22 protein-coding genes are annotated in these 26,374 nt (G+C 65.8%); 7 read left to right on the top strand and 15 right to left on the bottom strand.

From position 1 onward, the window contains the following. Positions 1-233: 233 nt before the first annotated feature. The 6 genes from GTK09_RS14755 to GTK09_RS14730 all read right to left on the bottom strand — a co-directional run bounded on the left by GTK09_RS14755 (position 234) and on the right by GTK09_RS14730 (position 9,120). On the bottom strand, positions 234-1,394 hold the full coding sequence (locus GTK09_RS14755) for an ATP-binding protein (protein ID WP_163463929.1): 1,161 nt from the start codon (positions 1,392-1,394) through the stop codon (positions 234-236). Positions 1,395-1,561: 167 nt separating this feature from the next. Beyond that, positions 1,562-2,287 carry a response regulator gene (locus tag GTK09_RS14750; RefSeq protein ID WP_163463928.1) on the bottom strand — a complete coding sequence of 242 codons (726 nt, stop codon included), beginning with the start codon at positions 2,285-2,287 and terminating at the stop codon, positions 1,562-1,564. A gap of 49 nt (positions 2,288-2,336) precedes the next feature. Continuing rightward, positions 2,337-5,423, bottom strand: a complete 3,087-nt coding sequence (locus GTK09_RS14745; RefSeq protein ID WP_163463927.1) for an efflux RND transporter permease subunit — start codon at positions 5,421-5,423, stop codon at positions 2,337-2,339. Then, positions 5,420-6,664, bottom strand: coding sequence for an efflux RND transporter periplasmic adaptor subunit (locus GTK09_RS14740; protein ID WP_312869885.1), 1,245 nt, complete (start codon positions 6,662-6,664; stop codon positions 5,420-5,422). The genes GTK09_RS14745 and GTK09_RS14740 overlap by 4 nt, the downstream gene beginning before the upstream one ends. Before the next feature lie 315 nt (positions 6,665-6,979). Beyond that, positions 6,980-7,999 (bottom strand): alpha/beta fold hydrolase, encoded by a 1,020-nt coding sequence (locus tag GTK09_RS14735; protein WP_203561047.1) that lies wholly within the window; start codon positions 7,997-7,999, stop codon positions 6,980-6,982. A 113-nt stretch (positions 8,000-8,112) separates the two neighbouring features. Continuing rightward, complete coding sequence (locus tag GTK09_RS14730) at positions 8,113-9,120, bottom strand: NAD(P)-dependent oxidoreductase (RefSeq protein WP_163463925.1); 1,008 nt, start codon at positions 9,118-9,120, stop codon at positions 8,113-8,115. A 91-nt stretch (positions 9,121-9,211) separates the two neighbouring features. On the opposite strand from GTK09_RS14730, the gene GTK09_RS14725 reads away from it, so the two are divergent. Both GTK09_RS14725 and GTK09_RS14720 read left to right on the top strand, forming a co-directional pair. Beyond that, on the top strand, positions 9,212-9,844 hold the full coding sequence (locus tag GTK09_RS14725; protein ID WP_203561046.1) for a TetR/AcrR family transcriptional regulator: 633 nt from the start codon (positions 9,212-9,214) through the stop codon (positions 9,842-9,844). 474 nt (positions 9,845-10,318) lie between these two features. Further along, entirely contained in the window at positions 10,319-11,608 is a 1,290-nt protein-coding gene (locus tag GTK09_RS14720) for a PQQ-dependent sugar dehydrogenase (protein WP_163463924.1), read from the top strand. Positions 11,609-11,642: 34 nt separating this feature from the next. Here GTK09_RS14720 and GTK09_RS14715 read toward each other — a convergent pair whose 3' ends face one another. The 9 genes from GTK09_RS14715 to GTK09_RS14675 all read right to left on the bottom strand — a co-directional run bounded on the left by GTK09_RS14715 (position 11,643) and on the right by GTK09_RS14675 (position 21,521). Next, on the bottom strand, positions 11,643-12,536 hold the full coding sequence (locus tag GTK09_RS14715; protein WP_163463923.1) for an ABC transporter permease: 894 nt from the start codon (positions 12,534-12,536) through the stop codon (positions 11,643-11,645). Next, complete coding sequence (locus tag GTK09_RS14710) at positions 12,533-13,471, bottom strand: ABC transporter permease (RefSeq protein ID WP_163463922.1); 939 nt, start codon at positions 13,469-13,471, stop codon at positions 12,533-12,535. The genes GTK09_RS14715 and GTK09_RS14710 overlap by 4 nt, the downstream gene beginning before the upstream one ends. Beyond that, a complete protein-coding gene (locus GTK09_RS14705; RefSeq protein WP_163463921.1) occupies positions 13,468-14,895 on the bottom strand; it encodes an alkaline phosphatase family protein in 1,428 nt (475 codons plus the stop codon). Before GTK09_RS14705 ends, GTK09_RS14710 begins: the two co-directional genes overlap by 4 nt. Continuing rightward, positions 14,892-15,638, bottom strand: a complete 747-nt coding sequence (locus GTK09_RS14700) for a glycerophosphodiester phosphodiesterase (protein ID WP_163463920.1) — start codon at positions 15,636-15,638, stop codon at positions 14,892-14,894. The genes GTK09_RS14705 and GTK09_RS14700 overlap by 4 nt, the downstream gene beginning before the upstream one ends. Before the next feature lie 8 nt (positions 15,639-15,646). After that, on the bottom strand, positions 15,647-16,480 hold the full coding sequence (locus GTK09_RS14695; protein WP_163463919.1) for an ATP-binding cassette domain-containing protein: 834 nt from the start codon (positions 16,478-16,480) through the stop codon (positions 15,647-15,649). Further along, positions 16,477-17,478, bottom strand: a complete 1,002-nt coding sequence (locus GTK09_RS14690; protein ID WP_163463969.1) for an ABC transporter ATP-binding protein — start codon at positions 17,476-17,478, stop codon at positions 16,477-16,479. Before GTK09_RS14690 ends, GTK09_RS14695 begins: the two co-directional genes overlap by 4 nt. Positions 17,479-17,522: 44 nt before the next feature. Beyond that, entirely contained in the window at positions 17,523-19,091 is a 1,569-nt protein-coding gene (locus GTK09_RS14685; protein WP_163463918.1) for an ABC transporter substrate-binding protein, read from the bottom strand. Between the two features lie 662 nt (positions 19,092-19,753). Continuing rightward, the gene (gene pxpA, locus GTK09_RS14680) at positions 19,754-20,476 is read right to left on the bottom strand and encodes a 5-oxoprolinase subunit PxpA (RefSeq protein ID WP_163463917.1); all 723 of its coding nucleotides are present in this window, start codon (positions 20,474-20,476) and stop codon (positions 19,754-19,756) included. Positions 20,477-20,603: 127 nt separating this feature from the next. Next, positions 20,604-21,521 (bottom strand): LysR family transcriptional regulator, encoded by a 918-nt coding sequence (locus GTK09_RS14675; RefSeq protein WP_163463916.1) that lies wholly within the window; start codon positions 21,519-21,521, stop codon positions 20,604-20,606. A 224-nt stretch (positions 21,522-21,745) separates the two neighbouring features. Here GTK09_RS14675 and GTK09_RS14670 point away from each other — a divergent pair, with 224 nt between their 5' ends. The 5 genes from GTK09_RS14670 to GTK09_RS14650 all read left to right on the top strand — a co-directional run bounded on the left by GTK09_RS14670 (position 21,746) and on the right by GTK09_RS14650 (position 26,332). Then, a complete protein-coding gene (locus GTK09_RS14670; RefSeq protein WP_163463915.1) occupies positions 21,746-21,988 on the top strand; it encodes an acetyl-CoA carboxylase in 243 nt (80 codons plus the stop codon). Positions 21,989-21,991: 3 nt separating this feature from the next. Continuing rightward, a complete protein-coding gene (locus tag GTK09_RS14665) occupies positions 21,992-23,398 on the top strand; it encodes an acetyl-CoA carboxylase biotin carboxylase subunit (protein WP_163463914.1) in 1,407 nt (468 codons plus the stop codon). After that, complete coding sequence (locus GTK09_RS14660) at positions 23,395-24,264, top strand: 5-oxoprolinase subunit B family protein (RefSeq protein WP_163463913.1); 870 nt, start codon at positions 23,395-23,397, stop codon at positions 24,262-24,264. The genes GTK09_RS14665 and GTK09_RS14660 overlap by 4 nt, the downstream gene beginning before the upstream one ends. Next, positions 24,257-25,249: a 5-oxoprolinase subunit C family protein gene (locus GTK09_RS14655; RefSeq protein ID WP_163463912.1), complete on the top strand. Its 993-nt coding sequence runs from the start codon at positions 24,257-24,259 to the stop codon at positions 25,247-25,249. Before GTK09_RS14660 ends, GTK09_RS14655 begins: the two co-directional genes overlap by 8 nt. A gap of 561 nt (positions 25,250-25,810) precedes the next feature. Further along, positions 25,811-26,332, top strand: coding sequence for a ferritin-like domain-containing protein (locus GTK09_RS14650; RefSeq protein ID WP_163463911.1), 522 nt, complete (start codon positions 25,811-25,813; stop codon positions 26,330-26,332). Positions 26,333-26,374: the final 42 nt, after the last annotated feature.

Genomic DNA, 26,374 nt, shown 5'->3' with positions numbered 1-26,374 from the left:
GGGACCCCGCGAGACGCTGCGCCGACGACCCAGATCGTCGTCGTGCGGTGCAACTGGCGTGCATCGAGGTCGCGGCCTGTGGTCGCTATGTCAGTCATCGCCGTCTCGTCGAGAAAGGAACGAAATGGATGTCGTTCTCGTCCGAGATCAGTAGCCTCTGCGATGGCGGCCGTGAGCGTCGTTTTATGAAGAGATGTTACCGGAAGCGACGGGCGGCATGCTTCGAGGCGCCGCTAGAGCCCGGGCAGCAATATCCGGGCGATCAGACCGCGGGGGTGGTTGTCGTGGAACTCCAGTCGGCCGCCATGGGCGCGCACGATATCGGTGACGATGGACAGGCCGAGGCCGAAGCTGGAACTGCGGCCGGTGCCCCGTGCGGGATCCAACTTGAAGAAGGGCTCGATCACCCGGGCGCGCTGGTTGGCGGCGATGCCCGGCCCGTCGTCGGCGACGTCGATACGGATCATCGGGCCGGCCCGTGCCAGCGTGATTGCGGCGCTACCCGCGAATTTGAGCGCGTTGTCACAGAGATTTGTCACCGCTCGGGTCAGTCCGTTCGGCTTGCAGACGCCGGTAAGACGATCCGGGCCTTCATAGGTCACAGCGAAGCCGACATCGGCGAAATTCGCCTGGATGGTCTGGATCAGGCTGGCGATATCGGTCCGCTCTGCGTCTTCACCGGAGGCATCCGTCCTCAGATAGTCCAGCGTTTCATTGACCAGCGCGTTGATGTGGTCGATGTCGGCGATCATCATCTCGCGCATTTCGCCATCGTCCAGTCGCTCCGTTCGCAGCCGCAGCCGGGTCAAAGGCGTGCGCAGGTCATGGCTGACGCTGCGCAGCATGCGGGTGCGCGTGTCGACCATTTCCCTGATGCGGGTGCGCATGCCGTTGAGCGCGCGCGCGAGGCTGGTGACCTCCTCGGAACCGCTTTCGTCGAACACCGTATCTTCGCTGACGCCATCGGAGCGGTTCAGCTCCGCCGAGATCCGTGCCAGCGGCGCCGTCATGCTGCGCACGGCATAGATGGAAAAAAGCAGCATCAGCGTCACGAATGCGGAGACGTAGTAGCTGAGGGGGCTGATGAAATCATCGGTTATGAACGCGCTTGGAAGGTCACGCACCAGAAGCACGGTTTCGCCGTCGACGGGTAGCGACATCGCCGGGCGCCCGTCGATGACGAATCTGCGCCCGCCGGCCGGCAGTTCCACGTCCGGCGGAAACAGCCAGCGGGTGACCGTTTCAAGCCAGCCGGGTGGCGGCGAGGCAGCGATCATCGGCTTCAGCGCGGCATTATCGCTGAGCGTCAGGTTCAGATGGGTCGCTGCCGCCGACAATCTGAGGATAGGTCGGCGCTCGACGGGGTCCGCCTGTTGCAGCAGGAGCGCGACCATCGACGCCCGCTCCATGATGACGTCGAAATCCTGGATGCCGAAATAGTCGCTTTTCCGCAGGCTCTCGATGCCCCGTCCGGTGATGACAACTGCCACGACCGCAATGACGATGACGACGGTGATCTGGCCGCGGATGGTGCGGGGGGCCGCCCATCGCAACAGCTTGGTCACGGTTCCACCGTCGCGGTGAACATGTAGCCACCGAGCCGCACCGTCTTCAGCAGGACGGGCTCGCTCGGATCCACCTCGATCTTCTGCCGCAGGCGCCGCACATGCACGTCGATGCTGCGGTCGATCGGTCCGGCGAGCCCGGCATGGGTGTTGGCCAGCAGTTGCTCCCGCGAAAGCACCTTTCCCGGATTTCGGCAGAACACCAGGAGCAGGTCGAACTCGGCCGTTGTCATGGTGACGCGTGCACCGCTCGGGTCGCGCACCTGACGGCGCTGCGGGTCGAGGGTCCAGCCGTCGAAGCGCAGCGGCTTGAGGCTGTCGCGCTCGGCCGGCGCATAGGACGCACGGCGCAGCAGCGCCCGGATGCGCGCGGTGACCTCCCGGGCGCTGAACGGCTTGGTGACATAGTCGTCGGCGCCGATCTCCAGCCCGACGATGCGGTCGATCTCCTCGCCCTGGGCCGTCAGCATGATGATCGGAATGGTCAGCTCGGCCCGCAGCCGGCGGCATAGGCTGAGACCGTCCTCGCCCGGCAGCATCACGTCGAGCACGATCAGGTCGAACACCGATCGCCGCAGCAGCGCATCCATCTCGACGCCGTCGCCGGCGATTTCCACCGACAGGCCGGCATCGGCGAGGGTCGCCGCCAGCATGCGGGCTATCTCGAAATCGTCCTCGACGATGAGAATGCAGGGTCGTTTGGTCGGTGGGCTCTGGCTCATGGCATTCCCGATGGGGCGAAGGGGTCGGACGAACTCTTCCGGGCGGTCATCAGGCCGATCCCTCCAGCTCTTCTGTTGTCTCGACGGTATCAACCGCCGGACCGAGGCGCGACCATAGCCGATGGAGTGACGCGCCGACATCGCCGACGAGGCAGTGGAGCGTCGGCACCACCACCAGCGACAGAATGGTCGACGCGACGAGGCCGCCTATCACGGCAATCGCCATCGGCGCGCGGAATTCGCCGCCGTCGCCGGACGCCATTGCTGCCGGAATCATGCCGGCGACCATGGCGAGCGTCGTCATCAGGATCGGCCGCACCCGCTCCGCCGCCGCCTCGACCATCGCCGCGCGCCGCGCCACTCCCGCCTTTTCGCGCTCGACCGCGAAGTCGACCAGCATGATGGCGTTCTTGGTGACGATCCCCATCAGCATCAGGATGCCGATGACCACCGGGAGCGAGATCGGCGTCGCCGTCGCCATCAGCGCCGCGACCACGCCGCCCACCGACAGCGGCAGCGTGACGAGGATCGTCAGCGGCGTCAGCACGCTGCCGAACAGCAGGATCAGGACGATCATCACCAGGCCGAGCCCGGCGGTCATCGCGGTGGCAAAGCCGGCGAAGACATCGCCTTCGTCGTCGGAATCGCCGGTCGGCTGGAGCCTTACGCCGTCCGGCAGCGCCCGCACCGTCGCCAGCGACTGGATGGCATCGAGACCCTCTCCCGCGGTCATTCCCGCCGGGGTGTCGAAGCTGATCTCGATGCGCCGCTCGCGGTCGAAACGATCGATATTGGCGACACTGGTGCCGAGCGTGATAGTCGCGACGTCCGCTAGCGGGGCCGCTGTCCCCTCGAGGCTGGGAATGCGCAACGCTCGAAGCGTGTCGATGTCATTGCGCGCCCAATCGGCGAGCTGCAGCCGGATCGGGATCCGGCGCCCGTCCTCGACGAATTCCGGCAGGTCGCCGTCGCTGGCTCCGACGGTGGAAACGCGGATCGTGTCGGCGATGACCTGCGGGGAAATGCCGGCATCCGCCGCCCGCTCCGCCAGCGGCCGGATCTGGAGCTCGGGTCGGGCCGCCGCCGCAGTGGAGCTTGCTCCAACGGCAAAGCTGCTGGCCGCCAGCTCCTCGAGAATGGCGGCAGCGGCGTCTCCGGCGACCTCGCCATCCTTGCCGAGGACGGCGAAGGACACGTCGCGGCCACCCCGATCGTTGAGAATCTCGAACCTTATGTCCGGTACGGTCCGCAGGATGTCGGCCACGATAGGTTCGAGCACATCCGTCGAACGCGCCCGCTCCGCCGCCGGACCGAAGTCGATGCGCACGGCCGCGCGCCGGACCTCCCTCAGGCCGGCGGCATTGGCCCCGCCCTGGATGAAGACCAGCCGCGCCTCGTCGATCGCGCCGATGCGCGATGCGATGAGGCCGGCGGTTTCCCGCGTCTCGGCAAGCGTCGCGCCCGGAGGCAGCTCGATCGAAACCGACATCCGGCCGTTGTCCTCCGGCGGAATGAACTCGCTCGGCAGGAATTGCGCCGACCAGATCGACGCGGCGAACAGCGCGAACGCCGTACCGAGCGTCACCCACCGCCATGCCATCGAGAGGCGCAGGAGCCTGAGATAGCCCCGCATGGCGCGTCCCGGCGGAGCCTGTCTCGCCGGATGCGCGCGCAACAAATAGGCCGCCATCAGCGGCGTGATCAGCCGGGCGACCAGCAGCGAGAAGAAGACGGCGATCGCCACCGTGAGGCCGAACTCGCGGAAGTACTGACCGACCACGCCGCTCATGAAGCCGACCGGCACGAAGACGGCGATGATCGTGGCGGAGATGGCCATGACGGCAAGGCCGATCTCGTCCGATGCGTCGATGGCGGCCCGGTACGGCTTCTTGCCGCTCTGGCCGTGCCGGACGATGTTCTCGATCTCGACGATGGCGTCGTCGACGAGAATGCCGGTCACCAGGGTGATCGCCAGAAGGCTCAATATGTTCAGCGAGAAGCCGAGGAGGTCCATCGCCCAGAAGGTCGGGATCGCCGACAGCGGCAAGGCGACCGCCGCGATCAGCGTCGCACGCCAGTCGCGCAGGAACAGGAAGACGACGACGACGGCGAGGATCGCGCCTTCGGCCAGGGTGCTCAGTGCGGCGTGGTAATTGCCGAGCGTCTGGGTGATGCTGTCGTCGATGCGCGTGAAGCGGGCATTGCCGTGTTCGGCGGAAAGCTGCTCTAAAGCCGCCGCGACCTCTTCGGCCACGCTGACGTCGCTCGCCCCGCGGGCCCGGTAGACCGAGAAGCTGACGACGTCGCCGCCATCCAGCGTCGCGAAGCTTCGCGGCTCGGTAAAGCCGTCGACGACGGTGGCGAACTCGCCGAGCCTCGCCGTCGCACCATCGGGAAGCGCGATGGCCAGCCCTGCCAGTTCCTCGACGGTGTCGGTCGTCGCCAACACCGTGACCGCCCGCTCGCGCCCATCCACTTCGCTGCGACCGCCGGAAAGGTCCAGATGCGTTGCGGATAGTTGGGTATTGACCTGGCTTGCGGTTATCCCGAGCGCCAGCAGGCGATCGGGATCGAGCTGGACCTGGATTTCGCGCGTCACGCCGCCGACCCGGTCGATCCGGCCGACACCCGGTACGCCGCGCAACCGTCGAATGACGACGTCGTCGACGAACCAGGAGAGCCCTTCCGCCGTCATGGCCTTGTCGGCGACAGCGTATGTCACCACGACTTCGCTCTCGACATCGACTCGTTCGATGACCGGTTCGTCGATCGTCGCCGGAAGGTCGCTGCGGATCTTCGCGACCGCATCGCGCACGTCCGCCACCGCCCGGTCGATGGGCACGCCCAGTTCGAATTCGACGGAACTCGTCGAGACGCCGTCGCTGATCGTCGAGCTCAGTTCGTCGACGCCGGAGAGCGCCGAGATGGCATCCTCGACGAGACGCGTAACGCTCGTTTCCATCTCGGTCGGCGCCACGCCGGAATCAGTGATCGCCAGACTGACCAGCGGCACGTCGATCGTCGGGAAGAAGGTGATCGGCAGCTTCTGGAAGCTGTAGAGGCCAAGCGCCGTCAGCACCACGAACAGGAGGATGGACGGGATCGGGTTGCGGATCGCCCAGGCGGAGACGTTCATCGTGCAGCGTCCGACGTCAGGATCGGGCGTTCGGACGCGGTCGCCATCGGATAGTCCACGTCGACAGGGGTCACATGGTCGCCCTCGGCGAGGAAGTTTCCGGCGCGCAGCACGACCGTCTCGCCCGCCTCTACCCCCGAACGGATTTCGACGAGGCCGGCGGTCCGAAGGCCGGTTTTCAGGACACGGACCACGACGGTTCCATCCTCGATGACCTGTGCTGTGACTTTGCCCGCCCGATCGTCCAGCGCCGTCGCCGGCAGGAACACGCCGCCGCGGCGCTCGATGTCCACCTCGCCGCGCGCAAACGAACCGACACTGAGATTGCCGGCCTGCGGGAGGCTGATGCGGGCGCGGCCGAGACGGCTGCCCGCTTGCAACTCCGGCGCCAGCAAGCGTACGCGGCCTTCGAGCGGCGTGCCGCGACCGTGCACCAGGATGCCTGCGGCCTGGCCCACCGCCAGCCGCGCGAAATCGGCTTCCGGAATTTCCGCATCGAGCTCGATCTCGCCGTTCTCGGCAATCACGAACAGCGGCTCTGCGTTCGCGGACGTGAGTGCGCCCAGCTTGGCAGCTCGCCGCAGGATGCGCCCGTCGGTCGGCGCGGTTATCACCGTGCGCGCCAGCCGGGCTGCGATCTCCTGGCCTTCGGCGACGATCACCTGGCGATCCGCCTGCGCCACCCCGAGCGATTGCCCTGCAAGTGCCAGTGCCGAAGCCGCCCGCTTCAGCGTGGTCTGGCGCAGTTCGAGCGTCTCCTCCGTGGCGAAGCCCTTGGCGCTCAGCTGCTTGCTGCGTTCCATGTCCGCACGGGCCTGGACATGCGCCAGGGCGGCGTCCTCGATCCGGCTTTCCACCTGTTTTATCGCCGCGTCGGCGCGGGCCAGACGGGCAGCGTTGGCACTCCGTTCGATGCTGATCAGCGTCGCGTCGAGCCGGGCCAGCACGTCGCCCCGCTGCACGATGTCGCCCGCCTCTGCCTCGACGGCGACGATGGGCACATCGGCAAGATCCACCTTCACGACGCTCTCCTCGCGCGCCACCAGCGAGCCGACGACGCGGACGCGGTCGGTCATGACACTCGCGCGCGCCGTGACGACACTGACGGCGGGAGGGCGTTCCTCGGCCATGGCCACGGTGCAACCGATGACGAGCGAGGCGAGGCCCAGGAAGGTTGCTCTTATTGGACGCAGGGGCCCGACGCATCCGGCTGCAAGGCGGCACAGCATGAGCCAGGACACGATCGTCAAATCTGGAACCCGCAGACCCTTCAAATGCCGCTGACGTACCACCCCGGCCACTCGCTTTTGAGGCGGCCTCCTCACGATATTCGGGGACCTATCGCCCGAAAAGACGTGCCTGAGTGAGACTGGGTGCATGATGGACTCCGAGGAGATCGGAGCGGCGCGCAACGCATGACGGCCGCTCCGAGAACCACAGAGCTACCCTGGACAACGACGGGTCGGGATGATGAACAGTTAACTTATGTTACAGCTCGATCACCGCTTTTCCTGGTCGGTCATCAGTCCGGCGGCCATGCTGGCGCAAACGCACCATCAGCCGGGCGGAAAGCGTCGTCGCAGCCAGGAAACGGCCAGGCGGTTCAAGTGCTCCGGGCGCTCCTCGGGCGTCCAGTGCCAGCAATCCGGCACGACATGTCGCTCGAGATCTTTCACATAAGCATGCATGCCGTCCGCCATGCTCGGCCGCAGGACGACGTCGTGCTCGCCCGAGACCATCATCGACGGGACGCGGACGGTCTGGTCGACTTCGAAGCCGGACTGCCAGTTGGACGACAGGTTGCGATACCAGTTGATGGCGGGCGTGAAGCCGGTACGCTCGAAGCGCTGCGCGTAGAAGTCCAGTTCGCCGGCATTGAGAACGTCACTGCCGGGAAGTGGATCCGGAAAGGGCTTTCCATAGTACTCCATGTTGGCGACTTCCGCCGGCATGGAACCCCACTCCGCGGACGACATCAGGTCCTTCCGGTACGCGTTCCGGATCGAACCGCGGGGATCGCGTGCCATCGCCCTGTCCGCTACCTGCCCGTCCTGGAAGAGAAGGACGTACATGTCCGGGCTGTAGACGTTCCGCATCTGCGTGATCGGATCGACCTGCGGGTTCGCGACGAAGGTCGGGCCTGCGGGCATGGCGGCATCGACGAGATCCGGATGGAGCCAGAGCATCCAGTGGGGGATGAACGGCGTGTTGACCCCGATGACGCCCATCACGCGCTCCTCGTGGAGCAGAGGCATCTGCCACGCCAGCAGTCCGCCCCAGTCGTGTCCCATGAACACGGCCTTCTCGATCCCGAGAGCGTCCAGGAGCCCGACGAGGTCGCCGGTCAGATGGGCGATGTCGTAGTCCTCGACGCGGGGCGGCGCGTCGGTGAGACCGTAGCCGCGCAGGTCGGGAGCGATGACATGGTAACCGGCTGCAACCAGAGCCGGGATCTGGTGGCGCCAGGTGAAGGCCAGTCCGGGGAAACCGTGCAGCAGAACGACGGCCGGACCGGAGCCTGCCTCGTGGACGGCCATTCGGATCCCATTGGTCTCGATGAAGCGGACGGGCGGCATGACAGCCGCCTGCCCGAAAGCCGGCATGATGGAGGCCGCTGCGGCAGCGCCTGCGCCGACGAGAAGGGCTCGGCGAGAAAGCGCCGAAGCGAGCGAAGCAATACGTTGGCCCATCAACGCATCTCCAACGTCCGAACACCGCCGCCTGCCGCCTCCAGCCGCGTCATGTAGACGGCCGGGTCGAGCACCTGGAACGGAAAATACAGCCCAGCAGGTGTCGGCGGATTGCCGTCGAGCCCCGTCAATCGCTCGAGGAGCATCGACACGCCCAGCACCGTCAGCGGTGCCGCTCCCTGCGGATGGAAGACCGCATGACGGGTGCGGAGCGTCTGGCCCGCATGATCCCGCCCACTGAGTTCGATGATGATCTCCGTCGATTTCGGCTCGCCGCGGCGACGGCTGGAACTGACGCCGGTCGCGATGTTGAACTGGACGTTGGGCGCGCCGGTCGCGGTCGCCAGGCCGACGACGTCGATGGACGAGAAGCCGGACGCTTCCATTCGGGTGCCGTCGATGGCGTGGAACGCGGTCTTGGCATCGTCCTCGCTGCGCCAGATATAGGCGCCGCCCTGCCGCGTCAGCGCGGCCGGCATCATCCTGTGCAGGCGCTCGAAGTCCTCGGCCACGGCAGGGCCTCCGCCGTCCTCTTCGTCGACGAGCGCTCCGATGACGATGTCGTCGATTTCACCGAAGGCCTCGGCGGCGTGAAGTGTCGATACCGTCGTCGCGCCGACCAGCCACTCGTAGCCGAGAACGACGGGTGCCGCCGTCGGCTTGAGCATGAAGTTGCCGATTTCGGGGGCGATCTCGTAGATGCCCGAGGAGATGCCGAGATGCGGTACGCCCCGTGCCAACGCGAACCTAAGTCCGGCAAGGCGATCGTCCGAATAGAAGACGGCGACGGCGCGAACCGGGCGCTCGCCGAGGCCGAGATCGCCGGCGGTCGGGTCGAGAACGACGCCCTCCGCCTTTCCCAACTCGGCGGCCGCTTCTCGGGCCCTGGCGAGATCGCGACCGCCGATCAGCAGCGGGAGATCTGGATGGCGGGACCGCAACTCTCGTGCGGCAAGGCGCCCGATCGCGCCGTAGCCTCCCATCAGAAGGATCGGATCCGGTGACATGGCAATATTCCTTTCCCGACATATAACCTACGAAAGGTAGGTGAGGGATGCATAACCTACTTTTGGTAGGTTATGCAAATGGGGCGACCGAATGCCAGCTGCGATCGGAAAGCGGACGGGGGGAAAGGAAGCAGGAGAAACGGGTTCGCGCAGGCTGTCCAAGACCGCGCGTCGACGTCAACTGCTTGATACGGCGCTCCGTATCGTCAGGACGGAGGGAGCGGATCGACTGACGCTGGGCCATCTCGCCGCGTCCGCGGGCGTCTCCAAGCCGGTCGCCTACGATCATTTCGGCACCCGATCGGGCCTGCTCATCGAACTCTACCGTTGGATCGACACGGAGCGGGTGAATGCGTTCCGCGACGCCATGGCCACGGGAAACCGGAGTTTCGAGGAAACGGCCGCCATGCTCGCCTCTGCCTATATCGACTGTGCTGCCGACATGACCGACGAGTTTCATTCCGTCGGCGCTGCCCTCGCCGGCAGCGAGGAAAAGGCGGCGGTGTTTCAGGAACTGCTCGACCATTCCGTCCAGATGTTCGCGGCAGTCCTGAAGCCCCATGCCGCCTTGCCGGCAGAGGAGTTGGAGCGGCGTTGCGTCGGCCTCGTCGGTGCGGGCGAGGCGCTCTCGGCGGCGGTGGTGCGCGGCAAACTCGACAGGGTCGAAGCCGCCGGGGTCTTTGCGCCCTTGATAATGGGCGGTCTTGACGAGCGTAAAGCCTGAACCCGCACAAACGGGGGGACAGCCATCCAAGGCTGGTGTTTCGAAGACCCCGATTTCCCAACGAGTTCGGACACGTCGTCTGCTATGGCTGGGCATGCGCCGAATGCAGACCGCCAGCGTCCACCTGACGGGGCATTTGTGATCGGTCAGGGTGAGCCGGAACGAGACTAGCAGCTCTAAGGCACTGATTTCGAAAAGCCGACGTTCCGCCTCGACCCGTTACAATCATTTCCTTTCAACCACATAGCGTTGAAAGCGGTCATGTTCGTGGCTGGCGCACTCCGAGACGGTTTATGAACCGTTCTGACAAAGGAGCTTCGACGCGGTCGCCCGAGGTTTCGGATGGCTCGGGCCGGTGCGCAGCCCGAGACACCTTGACGTAGCCTCATGTCATGGTGAAAACCGCATATCGATGCCAATGCCCTGCAGGTGTTGGTGCTCTAAGACATGCTCCTCAGCACAAGGCGGTCGACTATGGGAATTGTCTCGAAGGCGACTGAAGTCGTGGGCGGCGCTGTCGCCTTCGTCAGGCGCTTTGGTTCTCCGTCGCATCAAGCCGTCGGGCTGACACCCCAGATTCCTGAGGCGCGAAAACAGGGGATCATGACCCTCAAACTTCCCGCCGCAGAAGGCTGGAAGGATGGGCGCCTGCCCACCTGCGCGCCGGGGCTTCAGGTCAATGTCTTTGCGTCGAACCTCGATCATCCCCGCTGGATCGAGGTCCTGCCGAACGGCGACGTCCTGGTGGCGGAATCGAAGGAACAGCCGGAGACGCCGCGCACCTTCATGGACCACGCGCAGCAGGCCACGATGCGCCGCGTCAAGGCGATCGGAAAGAGCGCCAATCGTGTCACGCTTTGGCGGGATGCGGATGGGGACGGCGTCGCCGAGCGCCGCGAGGTCTTCGTGGAAAACCAGAACCAGCCCTTCGGCATGGCGCTGGTCGGCGACAAATTCTACCTCGGCAACACCGACGGCATTCGGCGTTTCGACTACAAGCCAGGCGATACGGGCCTCACGGGCGGTGGTGAAAAGCTCGTCGACTTCAAGCCGCATGGGCACTGGACCCGCAGCCTGATCGTCTCGCCGGACCGGACGAAGATCTACGCTGGCGTCGGATCGCTGTCCAACATCGGCGACAAGGGGATGGCGGCCGAAGAGGGTCGCGCGGCGATCTGGGAACTGGAGGTTGCCACCGGAAAGGCGCGGATTTTTGCCTCCGGGCTGCGAAACCCGGTCGGCATGGCCTTCGAGCCGGTGACGGGAAAGCTCTGGACCGTCGTCAACGAGCGCGACGGGCTCGGCGACGAAACGCCGCCCGACTACCTCACGTCCGTTCAAGACGGTGGGTTCTACGGCTGGCCCTACTGCTACTGGGGCAGGACCGTGGACGATCGCGTCCCGCAGGCGCCGGACCTCGTCGCCCGTGCCATCCAGCCGGATTATGCTCTCGGCGGCCACACGGCATCGCTCGGCCTGTGCTGGATGCCGGCCGGCACCTTGCCGGGGTTCGGCGAGGGCATGGTGATCGGCCAGCACGGATCGTGGAATCGCGCGACGCTCAGCGGCTACAAGCTGATCTTCGTCCCGTTCGAGAATGGCGCGCCGAACGGACCGCCTCGCGACATCCTCTCCGGCTTCCTGTCAAAGGACGAGAAACTTGCCTATGGGCGTCCCGTCGGCGTGGCGGTCGGCCCGGACGGCAGATCGCTGCTGATGGCCGACGATGTCGGAGACGTCATCTGGCGCGTGACCGCCGCGTGACGCGGTCGGTCGCACCGTAGCGGTAATCGCCCCTCTACTGCTCCGCCGATCGCAGTGTGGGATCGAGGCGGTCGCGCAGCCAGTCGCCGAGGAGGCTGACCGACAGGGTCGTCACGAAGATCGCCATGCCTGCCGGAATTGCCATCCACCAGGCCGTGGAGATGTAGTTGCGGCCTTCGCCGAGCATCAGGCCAAGGCTGGTCTGGGGAGGCTGGACGCCGAGGCCGAGGAAGCTCAGCGAGGTCTCGAGCAGGATCAGTTCGGGAAAGTTCAGCGTCACCTGCACGACGAGGACGCTGAGGATGTTCGGCAGGACGTGGCGGATGTAGATGCGCATGGGATGGACGCCCAATGTGCGGATCGCGAAGGCATAGCCTTGCGCGTTCGCCTGCAGGACGAGGCCGCGCGTCAGCCGGGCATAGACCTCCCAGCCGTAGAAGCCGACGACGAAGAGGAACAGTTCGAAGCTGTTGCCGAAGAAGGCGAGGATCGCCAGCGCGATGATCAGGAAAGGCATCGAGGCCTGGAAATCGATCATCAGCATGATCGCTTCCTCGACCCAGCCGCGAAAATGCGCCGCTACGAATCCGAGAAAGGTGCCGACCGCGGAGCCGATCAGCGTGCCGCAAAAGGCGATCAGGATGCTGGTGCGCATGGCGAATATCAGGCGCGAGAGGACGTCGCGGCCGAGGCCGTCGGTGCCCAGGAAGTAAGCCGGATCGCCGCCCAGAAACGACGGCGGCTTCAGCCGGTGAAGCAGGCTCTGCTCGGCATAGCCATAGGGAGCGATCCAGTCTGCGCCGACGGCCAGGATGAAGGCAAGTGCGAGCCAGGCGACGCACAGTGCCATGACGACGGGCAGTCGCCGGCGACGATGTGACGTCTTGGCCGGGGCGTCGGAAACGGCGGGGGCGGTTGCCTGGCTCATGCGTTTGCCTCTCCCCGAACGACGCCGATGCGGGGATCGAGCCAGCCATAGGTGATGTCGACGAGGAAATTCACGACGACCATGGTGAAGGCGATGAGGAGAACGACGGCCTGGACGATAGCGAGATCGCGGGCGGCGACCGCGTTGACCAGAAGTTGGCCGATACCCGGCCAGGCAAAAACGGGCTCGACCACGACGGCGCCGCCGACGAGAGCCCCGATCCTGAGGCCGACCACGGTGACGATCGGTATTCCGGCGTTCGGCAGGGCATGGCCGAGAATGCTGCGTCTGAACGGTACACCCTTTGCCCGCGCCGTGCGCATGAAGGGCTGGTGCAGAACCTCCAGCAGCGAGGAGCGGGTGAAGCGGGCAACGGTCGCAGCGTAGCTGGTGCCGAGAGTGACGGCCGGCAGGACGAGATGCGCCCAAGTGCCGGTGCCCGAACTCGGCAGAATCCGCCATGTCATCGCGAACAGCAAGATCAGGAGGATGCCGAGAAAGAAGTTCGGCATCGAATGGCCGAAGATGGTGAAGGCCATGGTCGCATGGTCGACGCCGGTGCCGCGGTTCAGCGCCGCGAGCAAGCCCGCGCCGAGGCCGAGGATCAGCGTCAAGCCGAACGCGGTCAAGCCGAGTTCGAGCGTCAGGGGCACGCGCTCCAGAACGACGTCCAGCGCCGGGCGGTCGTCGCGGAACGAGAAGCCGAAATCGCCGTGCAGGATCCCCACGACGTAGTGGACATACTGCTCCGGCAGCGGCCGATCGAGGCCCCACATCTCCCGGTACTGGGCAATGACCGAAGGCGGTGCGTCGTCGGGCAGCATCTGCGTTACCGGATCGCCGGACATCCTGAGGACGACGAATACGAAGGTGACCGCAAGGACGAGCGTCAGGAATGCCCGAAAGAGTTTCGTCAAGATGAAGCGGAGGTTCATGCCGGAGCCTCGCCCCGCGCGGCGGACCAGCCGAAATCGGTGATCGGCCGCCCGTCCACCAGCCATTGCTCGACGTGTTGTTGGTGATCGCCAATCGACGCGTGCAGGGTCCGGCGCGTGACGGCAGGCGCAGGATGGTCGCGACAGGTCAGCGTCTCGGCCAGCGCGCGGCCGCTGGTGCCGTCGGCGGGAAGGCCGAGGATGGCGAGAAGTGTCGGAGCGATGTCCGGCAGCCAGCACGGCGTATGCGAGACGAAACCGGTGCGGAAGGCAGGACCGGCGCCGGCAAGGACGGTCGAGAGCTCGCCTCGTGTCAACCCGCCATGCATCCCGCCGCCAGGCTCTATGCCGCCAGCGAAGAGGCAGGTTTCCGGCTCGCCGGCGGTCGCAGCAGGCGACGCGCGCAGCGTGAACGAAACCGGTGCCGAGCGGGAATGACCGCCGCCCATCACGGAGGCGGGTATCGCGCCCGGGACGCTTGCCTCGGGATCGCCCGGCATGTTGACGAAGATCAGGCCGCAGAAGGGCTCTGCGGCCAGCCTCTCGACGGCGGCCGCGATCGTCTGCCGCGACGGATCTGGCAGGTAAAGGCCGGAAAATGTGCCGGGCGAAATCAGGCCGGCATAGTCGGGCAGCGCTGCGGCGATGTCGAACCGGGCCGAGCCGGTGATATGGCCGTGGTCCGACATGACGATGATGTTCTCGGGGCCGTCGCCCGACTGCCAGAAGTCGAGGATGCGCCCGAAAGCCTCGTCGCAGCCGCGCTGCGCCGCGATCGTCTCCGGGGCATCGATGCCGAAGCCATGGGAGGTGATGTCGGGATCGGACATCCAGAAGATCGCAAGATCCGGTCGATGCTCGGGATAGACGATGTCCGTCAGAACCCTCGCCGCGTAGTCGATCCGGTTGGTGTTGGGCGTCGCAGCGGCTGGTACCGGGCCGAAGCCGGCGGCGGCTCTTTCCATCAGCGCCGGCGTGCCGACGCCCTCATGGACCGAGAAGAGCGGCTGGCCGAGCTTCGCCGCGCCGTAGCTCATCATATAGGTGGCGCCGGGCGTCGCGGTGCTGACGACGGCAAAGCTCTTCCCAGCTCGTGCCAGACGCTGGCCGAGGCTCTCGCGATCGAGAAGGACGCCGAGCGCATCGGCGCGGGCAAGGGCCTCATGGCTGGCGGTGTTGAACAGGCCGTCCGGAGCGACCTGCCGGTGGATGAACTGGTTGGCGACGAGGCCGTGCAGGCCGGGCGGACAGCCGGTGACGGTGCTCGTCGAGGCGACCCGGGTCTCGCTTGGAAAGACGCTGCGAGCGTTGATCATGTCGGCGCCCGCGGCCATGAACCGGGCGAGGTGGGGCATTCGCTCTGCTCTCGCGCGGTCACGGCGCAGGCCATCGAAACAGACGAGAAGGGTCGAGCCGGCGGTCATGCGCCTGTCTCCCGTAGGGCCGACAGAAGCGCCTCGCGCGAGGCGAGCGGGTCGTTGACGAGAAATCCGGTGACGCCGTCGGTCATCATCCGCTGCAGTTCCCGGGCGTCGAAATCGCCGACCTTGCGGCCTGTCTCGCCTTCGCCGGTGGTGACCCAGACCGGCCGGCCGCGACCGGTCACTTCGCCGATCCGCGCGGCCGTCGCTTCGCTTTCCCACAGCCGCAGGATAGTGCCGCCGGCAACGAAGAAGGCGTCCGCTTCTACGAGGGAGGAGATGAGGCCGAGGATGGTGGCATCCGTCCGCGCCCTGACATGCGTCACCGATGCAAGTCGATGAAGACCGAAGGTCAGCCCGCGGCGCCCGGAGGCCGCTCCCGCCGCGACGAGGCGGTCAAGCACATCGGCACGCTCGTCCTTGACGTCGAACAGAATGGCCAGCCCGTCCGGCAGCGCCGCGAACAACTCATCGAGGCTCGGTGCGGCGGGAACTCCGGCCACGCGGATTTCGGCCAGCGCCGCCGCGTCGATCTCGGCGATTGCTGCCGGCTGGCCCGCCAAGCGCTGGAGATCGGCGTCGTGGCAGCAGACGAGCGTGCCGTCCCGGGTCATGCGGATGTCGACTTCGACGAGGTCGGCACCCGCTTCGACCGCGGCAAGCCAGGCGGCGGGCGAATTCTCGCGATGGGCGGCGGAAAACCCGCGATGGGCAACGATCAGGGGCAGAGAGGTCGGTGTGACCATGGCACGCATCATCGGACTTTCGAGAGTGAAGCGCTTTGGCGGCCATCGCGAGCCCGCCGCGCAGCGGGCGACGCCGCGGGGAGGGCGGCGATGAGCGAGCGTGTGTAGTGATCTTGCGGCTGGGCGAAGACGACAGCAGCGGGACCGGTCTCGACGATCCGCCCGTGACGCATCACCGCGATGCGATGGCTGACATGGCGGACGACGCCGAGGTCGTGGGAAATGAACAGGTAGGCGACGCCGAACTCGGCCTGCAGATCCTGCAGGAGGTTGAGGATCTGCGCCTGCACGGAGACGTCGAGTGCGCTCACCGCCTCGTCGCAGACGATCACGTCGGGGGACAAGGCGAGCGCCCTGGCGATGACCGCCCGCTGCAACTGACCGCCGGATAGCTGGTGCGGGAATCGGTTGCCGAGGCCGGCAAGACCGACGCGCGCGAGCATCTCCGCGACGGTGTCGTCGCCGGCCTCGATGCCGTGAGCCGTCATCGGCTGGCGGATCTGGGCGGCGATGGACAGTCGCGGATCGAGGGCCTGCGACGGGTTCTGGAAGACCACCTGCACGTTGCGGCGCTGGCGTCGCCAGAGGGCCGAACCGATGGGGGCATAGGGCGCACCACGAAACGACACGTGACCGCTGCTCGGTGCTTCGATGCCGGCGGCAATGCGGCCCAGCGTCGACTTGCCGCTGCCGCTCTCGCCGACGATGCCGAGGGTCTCGCCTTCGTTGAGCGCGATGTCGACACCGTCGACGGCGCGCACGGGCTCAGCCTTGAGGAACCAACTGCCTTTGCCGCGATAGTGCCGGCTGACATCGCGCAGTTCGATGGCCGCAACGGTCATTGCGCCGGTCCCGAAAAATGGCAGGCAACTGTCTGGCCGGCTGCAAAACCGCGCGGCAAGGGAAGCGTTTCGCAGCGCTCGGCGGCTTTCGGGCAGCGGGTTCGGAATGCACAGCCGCTCGGCCGCGCCGCCGGCCGAGGCACGGTTCCCGCGATCGCCGCGAGCCGTTCGCTCGTCGCCGACAGCGCATGCAGGCGGCAGTCCATCAGGCCGCGCGTGTAGGGGTGGCCGGGGTGGTCGAAAATGTCGTCGACGAGCCCGGTTTCGACGATGCGGCCGGAATACATCACCGCGACGCGGTCGGCGATCTCTGCGACCACGCTGAGATCATGGGTGACGAAGATCATCGCCGTCCCGGTCTCCTGCTGCAGCGTCTTCATCAGCTTCAGGATCTGGGCCTGCGTGGTCACGTCGAGCGCCGTCGTCGACTCGTCGGCGATGATCAGTCGCGGCCGGCAGGCGAGCGCCATGGCGATCATCACCCGTTGGCACATGCCACCGGAGAGCTGATGCGGATAGGCTTCGGCGCGGCTGGTGGCATTGACGATGCCGACCCGGTCGAGGAGCTCGACGGCCCGGTGCATCGCCGCGCGCATGCCGAGGCCCTCATGGACGACGAGCGCCTCGGCGACCTGCCGGCCGACGCGCTGCACGGGATTGAGCGAAGCGGCAGGATCCTGGAAGATCATCGCCATGTCCCGGCCGCGGATCTGGCGCAGGTGTTTTTCGTCAAGCCCGGTCAGCTCCCGGCCTTGCAGGCTGACGCTGCCGGCCTTCAGTCGGACAGGGTCGGCGAGAAGCCCCATGGCTGCCAGACAGGTGAGGCTCTTGCCGCAGCCGCTCTCGCCGACGAGACAGAGCGTCTCGCCGGGCGCGACCGCCAGCGAGACGTCGATGACGATGTCGACGTTTCCGGTGCCGACGGACAGTCCGTCTATCGAGAGGACCGGCTCGACGGCGGGGGCAGTATCGGCAGGGGGCGTGCGAGTGGCGGGCAAGGCGCCGGCGGAGCCGACGCCTTGCCTTTCGAGGACGTCGACCGTCACGAGCCGTTCGCCTCGTCCGTCAGGTTATACGGCCGCAGATCCATGTAGTAGAAGGTGTATGGCTGCCATTTCAGGGACTTGCGCACGCCGTAGGTTTCCAGCGGCTGGTAGAGGATGGTGCCGGGGGCGTCGTCCTCCCAGATGTCCATCAGCTTGACGGCGAGTTTGAACCGCTTGTCGTGATCGAGCGTCGTCTCGAGTTCGTGGCCGACCTTGTTGAACTCCTTGGGAGCCCAAGTCTGCCAGCTCTTCTGGGCCGAGCCGAACGGTCCCCAGGTGTTCCACAGGCCGCCGACCGGATCGGGATAGCGGGTCGAGTTCGACCAGTTGCGGACCATCAGTTGATCGTTCGGGATCGTGTCGACGTCCTCGCGCACGTCGAGCCTCACGTTGAGCCCGACGGCCTTCCACATCTCCAGCATCGCCTGGGCCGCGGGAAGGGCGTTGAGGTAATATTGCGGCTCGGTCGAATAGGCGATTTCCTCGCCCTTGTAGCCGGCCTCGTCCAGAAGCTTCCTGGCCTTGTCCGGGTTGTATTCGAAGCCTGGACGGTCAGCCTGATACATGTCGCCGTATTCGGGATACTGGTGGCCGTTCGGGACGACCGCCTTGCCGTCCCAAAGCGCATCGACGAGCAACTGGCGGTCGATGGCGAGGTTCATCGCCTGTCGCACCCGCTTGTCCTTCAGGACGGCATTGTCGGTGTTGTAGACGAGCACGTGAGAGTTCGCGAGGACGACGCTGCGGGTCTCGATGTCGTCATAGCCGTCGATCTGGGCGATCTGGTCCGGTGCGACATTGGCGATGATGTCGAATTCGCCGCTGACGAGGCCGGCAACGCGAGCTGCGGGCTCCGGGACCTTTTTGAAGGTGACGGTTCTGGCGGTCGGCTTGCCGCCCCAATAGCCGTCGAACGCCTTGAGCTTCACATGCTGATCGGCGCGGTAGTCTTCCAGCATGTAGGGGCCGGTGCCGACCGGGAACTGGGCGAAGGCCTTGCCCTTGGCCTTTTCCAGCCAATCGTTCTTGTTGACGATCCACGACGCCCAGGAGGCGAGGCGCTGCTCGAGCAGCGGGTCCGGCGCCTTGGTGACGAACCGCACGGTGTAGGGGTCGATCTTCTCGACATGATCGAGAACCCCGAAATAGGCGCGACCCTGCGGCAGCGGCGAGTCCTCGCCGATCAGGCGCTCGGGCGAAAAGGTGAAGACCACGTCGTCGGCGGTGAAGTCGGTGCCGTTCTGGAATTTCACGCCTTCACGCAGTTTGACTTCGAGCGTCCTGTCATCGAGCCGCTTCCAGCTCGTGGCGAGCGAAGGAACGAGTTTGGACCCGCCGCCGCCCGTCTCCGACAGAAAGTCTCTGCGGATCAGCGTGTCGAAGACCGAATAGGTGATGCGGGTGCCGACGTTGGAAAGCTCCTTGGCGGGTTCCAGTGTCGGCGGATTGTCGGCGACGGCAACGACGATGTCTGGCCGTCCGTCTGCATCAGCCGCGGCGGGCGTTGCCGCTCCCAGCGCCAAAAGCCCGCCCGTCAGCATCGCCATGAGTGCGCGCGAAATCATGTCTACCCCTCGTTTCGTCTCGGAACGGCGGACGGTTACCGAGCGAACAACAAGGCAGGATGACAATCGGGCAACGATCTGATGAACGTCGTTCTGCGTGCGATCGATGGGCGGCGTTTGCGGATCTGGCGTTCGAGAGCTTTGATGCGATCGCGCGTTTCGCTCGCCTGTCCAGCACGAGCGGCCTGATCAGGTTCGGCCTGCTGCACCCACTTTCGCGGCGTTTCGCCCGACCCTTCGACTTCGCTCAGAAGCCGGTCTTGGTCGCGACGGAGGAAATCGCCTTCCACGGCGTTCTTCGAGGAGGTGGTGCGGATCGCGGCGATACAGCATGCCGTTCGAGCGGTTTCGCGAGATCGACCCGGCACCGAGCGTCCAGGCATCGAGCGAGCTGCCGAAGAGCCGTGTGCCGTGAAAGGCCAGATCGAGCGGGAAGGAGATGTCGGAGACGGCCTTCTGCCACGCCAGCCGGCGCTGCGGCGGGGCGAGGTCGTGGGTCGAAAACCCCGTGTGCACTTCCCTCACTCCGACCGTCGTCGAACGTGCCGTGTGCGGCGTCTGCATCCCTTTCGTTGCGCTTGCAGATGCGCTGCAGGCGCCGTCCCGGCCCCTCGTCGCAGTGGACTTGACGCCTGCGGCAAGGTCACGCGATCGGTCGAAAGTCAGGCGATCTCATCCAGTGCCTGGCGCACGGCGCGGGCCAGGTCGACTGCCCCCGGCGTATCGGAATGAACGCAGATCGTATCCGCCTGCATGTCGATCAGCGTGCCCTCGATGGTGGTCGCCTTGTTGTCGAGCAGCACCCGCTTGACCCGCCGTGCGGCTTCTTCCGGATCCTTGGCCTCGTGCTTGCGTGTGATGATCAGGCCGCCGGCTGCATCGTAGTCGAGGTCGGCATAATATTCGGCGAGGAAGGGCACGCCGCGTGCGGCATAGACGTCCTCCTGCAGCGTGCCGCGCATGCAAAGCAGAGGAACGTCGAAAATCTGCGCCGCGTCGGCGATGGCGTTTGCGACGTGCTCGTGCCGCATGGCAGCCCCGTAGAGGGCGCCATGAGGCTTGATGTGGTTGAGTGTCAGCCGCTTCTCGTCGAGGAAGCCTTTGAGCGCCCCGATCTGGTAAATCAGGCAGGCAGCCAGCTCGTCCCGGTCCATCTTCATCTCGCGGCGCCCGAACCCCTGAAGATCCGGGAAGGAGGGATGCGCCCCCACCGCGACCCCGTGGCGGGCGGCGAGCGCCACCGTCGCCCGCATCACCGAGGGATCCGACGCGTGAAAGCCGCAGGCGACATTGGCGATGTCGACGAAGGGCATCAGCCCGGTATCGTCGCCACATTCATAAAGGCCAAAGCCTTCGCCCATATCGCAATTGATGGTGACGCCCAAGGTGCTCGTCCTTCGCTCGAACTGCCGCTTTTGCAGTGGTTAGGAGCGTGGACGTGATCCGGCTGCCGGGTCAAATCGAATAAATTGCGGGCTGGCATCGGCAAAATTGATGGCGTTGCCGGCGCGGTCATTGCTCGCTGTTGCCGCTGCTTGCGGTCGCATAGCGCATGAAGTTGCAGAAGGCGTTGCAGGGGGCGTCGAAAGCCGTCTCCCGCTTCCAGGCGAGGCCGACATCCATGCTCGGGACCCCTTCGTCGATCACCCGCGTCTCGATGCGCTGGCCGTCGAGGGACCAGGGCCGGTAGACCATTTCGGACAGGATGGTCACGCCGATGCCGGCCGCGACCATGGAACGGACCGCTTCGACCGATGCCGTGCGGAAGGTCACTTTCGGTTCGAGACCGGCGACGGTCCAGTAACGCATCGACGTGACCTTCGCCTCGTCGACGGTCAGCATGAGATAGGGATGCGGCTCGATGTCGGCGAGGGCGACGCGTTCGGTGCGGGTCAGAGGATGGCCGGGGGCGAGCCAGAGGCGGCGCGGCGAGCGCTTGAGGATTTCGCTGGCGATGTCCTTTCGGTTGTCGAGATTGGAGACCAACATGACCGCGACGTCGAGCGCGCCGTCGACGATCGCCTGTTCGAGCACCGTCCGGGGTGCCTCGAAAAGTTCCAGCGTCACACCCGGAAAACTGGCGTAGAACCGGATCAGATGCGGCGGCAGGAAATAGCCCGCGACGGTATAGGTCACACCGACCCGCACCCGGCCGGCGATCTGGTCGCCGGTCATGTGCGGGCTGCGGATCGCCTCGGCGACGGAAGAGAGGATCTGCTTGGCCTGGGGCAGGAAGCGTCCGCCCTCGATCGTCACCCTCACGCCCTGCGGCGTGCGCTCGAGCAGCAGGGCGCCCAGCAGGCCCTCCAGTTGCTGGATCGCGGTCGTCACGGCCGACTGGGACACGTTCAGTTCGACGGCTGCGCGGCTGATCCGCCCGCTCTCGGCCGCCGCGACGAAATAGCGGATCTGCTTCAGCGATATCGACAAGAGGCGGACTCTCCTCAATGGGGACTTCTTGACGCGACGGCCCCGGTGGAATGGCACGGGATGCCCAGCCGGTAGGCCTTCCCAAAATCCCCATCCGCCGCCGGACGCGCCTGGCAGGGGTATCTGATTTCTTGATATGGAGCTTTCTGTTTTGCAATTTTACGCCGGGGCGAAGTTTTGCAAGGCTCGGCGGAGTTTTTCTCAAGCGACAGGCGGGCGATGCCATGACCAAGACCACCATCGAGGCCCCGATCCCCGGAACCTTCTACCGCTCGCCCTCACCAGAGGAGCCGGTCTTCAAAAAAGAGGGCGACCCGGTGGCGATCGGCGATACCCTCGGGCTAATCGAGGTGATGAAGTCCTTCACTCCGGTCGTCGCCGAGGCCGCGGGAACGCTCGTTGCCTTTCACGTCGAGAACGAGGATGCGGTGATGGCCGGCCAGCCACTGTACGATCTCGAAGCCTGATCGATGGCGATGCAAAAGATCTTTGTCGCCAATCGCGGCGAAATCGCCGTGAGGATCCTCCGCGCGGCGAAGGAACTCGGCATCGCCACCGTTCAGGCGGTGAGCGCTGCCGACGAGACCATGTTGGCGGCGCGGCTTGCGGACGAGACGGCGAAGATCGGCCCGCCACATGCCTCGAAATCCTATCTCAACGGTGATGCGCTGATCGCCGCCGCGCTCGAAACCGGCTGCGACGCGGTGCATCCGGGTTACGGCTTCCTCTCCGAAAACGCTGCCTTCGCCCAGAAGGTCGAGGCGGCTGGCATGATCTTCGTCGGTCCGAAGCCTGAAACCATCGCCAGGATGGGCGACAAGGCAGTGGCTCGGCGCGAGGCGCAGCTCGCCGGCGTTCCGACGGTGCCTGGATCGGACGGGACCGTGAAGGATGTCGCCGAAGCCCAGGCGGCGGCCGAGGCGGTCGGCTATCCCGTCATGATCAAGGCCGCCGCCGGCGGCGGCGGGCGGGGCATCCGCATCACCGAGAACGCCGGCGAGCTCGCGGCACTCATTCCCCAGGCCAGCGCCGAGGCGAAAGCCGCCTTCGGCGACGGCGGGCTCTATCTGGAACGCTTCGTTCGCCGCGCCCGTCACGTCGAAGTGCAGGTCCTCGGCGACGGCGAGCGGGCGATCCATCTGTACGAGCGCGAGTGCTCGCTGCAGCGCCGCCGCCAGAAGGTCTGGGAGGAGGCGCCTGCCGCCTGCCTTTCGGATGCACAGCGCGAAGCCCTTTGCATGTCGGCAGTGAAGCTCGCCGAGCGGGTGAACTATCGCGGCGCCGGCACCCTCGAATATCTCTTCGACGAGACGACGGGCGAGTTCTTCTTCATCGAGATGAACACCCGCATCCAGGTCGAGCACCCGGTAACGGAAATGGTCACCGGCATCGATCTCGTCGCCTGGATGATCCGCATCGCGGGCGGCGAGAAGCTCGGCCTGTCGCAAAAGGACATCCGGCTGCGCGGCCACGCCGTCGAGGCGCGGATCAACGCCGAGGATCCATCCGCCGACTTTCGGCCGCATCCCGGCACGGTCAGCGGGCTCGAAGTTCCTGGCGGCATGGGCGTGCGCTTCGATACCATGCTCTATCCCGGCTATCAGGTGCCGCCGTTCTACGATTCGCTGCTCGGCAAGCTGATCGCCCATGCCGAGACCCGCGTGGCGGCGATCGCGCGGATGGCGCGGGCGCTGGGCGAACTCAAGATCGAGGGCCTGCCGACGACGGTGCCCCTCCATCTGGCGCTGACCAGGGCCGACGACGTCCGCAGAGGGACGTTTCACACGAACTGGCTGGAGGCGTGGCTCAAGGGCCATCCGCTCGCCGCCGAACGAACCGAAGCAGGGCAATCCGAAGCAGGGAAAGAGAGCCGATGAAGACGCGTTATTCTTTCGGCGGCGACGAGCACATCTTCGTCGAGGTGGACGAGGAAATGTCGCTCGAGGCATTCTTCAAGAGCCTGTCGATGACGACGGCGGTCCGCAACGCGAAAATCGACGGCATCACCGAGATCTGCCCCGCCAACGCCTCCTTCCAGGTGAAGTTCGATCCGGACGTGATTGCGCCCGACGTGCTCATGGAGCGGCTGAAGACGTTCGAGGTTGCGGCCGAGAACGCCGAGAAGACGATCGACACGCGCATCATCGAGATGCCCGTCCTCTACAACGACCCGTGGACCCACGAGACCCTGATGCGCTTTCGCGAGCGTCATCAGGATCCAGACGGTACGGATCTGGAATATGCGGCGCGGATCAACGGCTATGACAGCGTCGAAAAATTCATCGAGGCTCATTCCGGCGCACCCTGGTTCGTCTCGATGGTTGGCTTCGTCGCCGGATTGCCCTTCACCTATCAGCTGGTCGAGCGCGCCCGGCAGATCGAGGTGCCGAAATACCTCCGTCCGCGCACCGATACGCCGAAGCAGACGGTCGGCTACGGTGGCTGCTTCGGCTGCGTCTATTCCGTGCGCGGAGCAGGCGGCTATCAGATGTTCGGCATCACGCCGATGCCGATCTTCGATCCGAAGGGCGAGCGCAGCTATCTGAAGGATCTGTTCCTGTTCCGGCCCGGCGATATCATCCGCTTCAAGCCGATCGACCGCGAGACCTATGACGCGACACTCGCCGAGGTCGAAGCCGGGCGTTACGAGCCGAAGATCGCCTCCGTCCAATTCTCGCTGGATGCCTTCAACGCCGATCCCGAAGGCAACAACGCCAAGCTGCTGGAGGCGCTCGATGGCTGATGCTGCGATGTTCGAAGTCGTCAAGCCGGGCCTTGCCACGACCGTGCAGGATCTGGGTCGGCCGGGCTACTACCATCTCGGCCTGCCGATCTCCGGCGCGATGGATCGCTTCGCCCTGATTGCCGCCAACCGTCTCGTCGGCAACCCCGACGGCGCGGCCGGTCTCGAGGCGGTGTTCCTCGGTCCCGTGCTGAAATTTTCCGCCGACGCGGTCGTCGCGGTCACCGGCGCGACGATGCCGCCGAAGCTCGACGGCGCCGAGCAGCCGCTGTGGACGGCCTTTCAGATTTTCGCGGGGCAGGAGCTCTCCTTCGGCTATCTGAAGGCCGGCGCACGCGCCTATATCGCCATTGCCGGCGGCGTCGACGTGCCGGAGGTCCATGGCTCCCGCTCGACCTATGCGCTTGGCGGTCTCGGCGGCTTCGAGGGAAGGGCGCTTCAGTCTGGGGATCAGGTCAAGATCGGTGCTCCGACGGGGCCGTCGAAGCTGGGTGTCACCATTCCCGAGGACGTCCGGCGCGCCGCTCCGGCTTCCGGGACCCTGTTGAGAGCCATGCCCGGCCTCTACTGGCACCGGATCACCGAAGAGTCTCAGGGTTCGTTCTTCGAGGACACCTGGACGGTCGCGCCGGAGGCCGATCGCATCGGCTATCGCTTCAAGGGCGGGCGGGCGCTCGACTTCGTTCCCCGCAAACCGCCCTTCGGCGCCGGGTCCGATCCGTCGAACATCGTCGACAGCTGTTATCCCTACGGCTCGATCCAGGTGCCCGGCGGCACCGAGCCGATCGTGCTGCATCGTGACGCGGTATCGGGGGGCGGCTATTTCATGGTCGGCACGGTGATCTCGGCGGACATGGACCTGATCGGCCAGCTCCAGCCCCACCAGCCGGTGCGCTTCGAATCCATCGACATGGAGGGGGCGCTGGCCGCGCGGCGGGAGGAGAGGGCACGCCTTGATCGTCTCGGCGAATTCATAGGCGCCTGACGCCGGCTCGAACCGCATCGGCCTCCTCAACCTGCTGATGACCTCCGCCCGGATGTGATATCAGCGGCTTCAGGAGGCCGCGTGGACAAGCTCGAAGATCACTGGCTCCACCAGCAGACATAAGACCTGATCAAGCAGGGCTGGATGGCCGCGACGTTCCGGCCGGGGCAGGCCCTCGATCGTCCCCAACGGCTTCAATCCGCCCAATCTTCTCGTCGCGGCCGATGATCCGAGGCGGATCGTGGGCATACTCGATTTCCGGGGACATGATGGAGGCGCCGCGGATTTATGACGGTGCTGTCGCCTGTGCCTGTCACGTGCCTGCCGAAGGGCCGGGGGCTCTCGATTGCAGCTAGGACTGCGCTCTCTCTCTCTCTTCGGGTTTGCAGGCTGCCGTCGACATACGCTGCTTTTGTCGCCGCCAAATTCGTGGCAGGCTGACGATTCTCCTCGTGCGGCCGGAACGAGAGTGCGCACGGAACGCTTCCTGCGCCGATTGTTGTTCTTGTCGCCGGCATGCGAACCACGGCCCGTCAGCACATTGTCGAACGAGGAGCTCACATGGCAACCATACTGAGCGAAAGCGCCACCACCCACTTCATCGTGGGGCTGCGCGACGTCCATGCGGTCGAGAATCAGGCGCTTGCCCTCATCGACCGCCAACTCGACCGCCTCAAGAGCTATCCCGACCTATCCGAGCGGCTGCGGGTGCACCGCGGCGAGACCGAGACGCAGATCCGTCGCGTCGAGGAGATCCTCGCCTCGCTCGGCGAGTCCCATTCCAGCCTGAAGGACGCGGCGCTGTCCCTGAGCGGCAATCTGGCGGCGCTCGGCCATGTCATCGCGGGCGACGAGGTGCTGAAGAACAGCTTCGCCAACCTCGCCTTCGAGAATTTCGAGGCAGCGAGCTACATCGGTGTGATCACCATGGCCGAGGCGACGACGCATGCCGGCACCATCACGCTTCTGAAGGAGTCGCTCGCCGAAGAGGAGGCGATGGCGACCTGGGTGCGCGACAACATTCCCACGCTGACCCGCCGGTTCCTCGAGCTCGACGCCGCCGGCGAGACATCCTCCCGCTGATCGCCGCTGCGCAGGACTGGCTGAAAACCGCCCCCTGCCGCC

It is taken from the genome of Jiella pacifica (assembly GCF_010500815.1).
In the GTDB taxonomy this organism is placed as follows: Bacteria; Pseudomonadota; Alphaproteobacteria; order Rhizobiales; family Rhizobiaceae; genus Jiella; species Jiella pacifica.
This window is presented reverse-complemented; position numbering and strand designations above follow the sequence as displayed.

Bases quoted from the DNA above. Each gene is read 5' to 3' on its own strand.
- GTK09_RS14755 (WP_163463929.1), bottom strand. From the start codon at position 1,394: ATGGTCGCGCTCCTGCTGCAACAGGCGGACCCCGTCGAGCGCCGACCT.
- GTK09_RS14750 (WP_163463928.1), bottom strand. From the start codon at position 2,287: ATGAGCCAGAGCCCACCGACCAAACGACCCTGCATTCTCATCGTCGAG.
- GTK09_RS14745 (WP_163463927.1), bottom strand. From the start codon at position 5,423: ATGAACGTCTCCGCCTGGGCGATCCGCAACCCGATCCCGTCCATCCTC.
- GTK09_RS14735 (WP_203561047.1), bottom strand. From the start codon at position 7,999: ATGCCGCCCGTCCGCTTCATCGAGACCAATGGGATCCGAATGGCCGTC.
- GTK09_RS14730 (WP_163463925.1), bottom strand. From the start codon at position 9,120: ATGTCACCGGATCCGATCCTTCTGATGGGAGGCTACGGCGCGATCGGG.
- GTK09_RS14725 (WP_203561046.1), top strand. From the start codon at position 9,212: ATGCCAGCTGCGATCGGAAAGCGGACGGGGGGAAAGGAAGCAGGAGAA.
- GTK09_RS14720 (WP_163463924.1), top strand. From the start codon at position 10,319: ATGGGAATTGTCTCGAAGGCGACTGAAGTCGTGGGCGGCGCTGTCGCC.
- GTK09_RS14715 (WP_163463923.1), bottom strand. From the start codon at position 12,536: ATGAGCCAGGCAACCGCCCCCGCCGTTTCCGACGCCCCGGCCAAGACG.
- GTK09_RS14710 (WP_163463922.1), bottom strand. From the start codon at position 13,471: ATGAACCTCCGCTTCATCTTGACGAAACTCTTTCGGGCATTCCTGACG.
- GTK09_RS14705 (WP_163463921.1), bottom strand. From the start codon at position 14,895: ATGACCGCCGGCTCGACCCTTCTCGTCTGTTTCGATGGCCTGCGCCGT.
- GTK09_RS14700 (WP_163463920.1), bottom strand. From the start codon at position 15,638: ATGGTCACACCGACCTCTCTGCCCCTGATCGTTGCCCATCGCGGGTTT.
- GTK09_RS14695 (WP_163463919.1), bottom strand. From the start codon at position 16,480: ATGACCGTTGCGGCCATCGAACTGCGCGATGTCAGCCGGCACTATCGC.
- GTK09_RS14685 (WP_163463918.1), bottom strand. From the start codon at position 19,091: ATGATTTCGCGCGCACTCATGGCGATGCTGACGGGCGGGCTTTTGGCG.
- GTK09_RS14670 (WP_163463915.1), top strand. From the start codon at position 21,746: ATGACCAAGACCACCATCGAGGCCCCGATCCCCGGAACCTTCTACCGC.
- GTK09_RS14665 (WP_163463914.1), top strand. From the start codon at position 21,992: ATGGCGATGCAAAAGATCTTTGTCGCCAATCGCGGCGAAATCGCCGTG.
- GTK09_RS14660 (WP_163463913.1), top strand. From the start codon at position 23,395: ATGAAGACGCGTTATTCTTTCGGCGGCGACGAGCACATCTTCGTCGAG.
- GTK09_RS14655 (WP_163463912.1), top strand. From the start codon at position 24,257: ATGGCTGATGCTGCGATGTTCGAAGTCGTCAAGCCGGGCCTTGCCACG.
- GTK09_RS14650 (WP_163463911.1), top strand. From the start codon at position 25,811: ATGGCAACCATACTGAGCGAAAGCGCCACCACCCACTTCATCGTGGGG.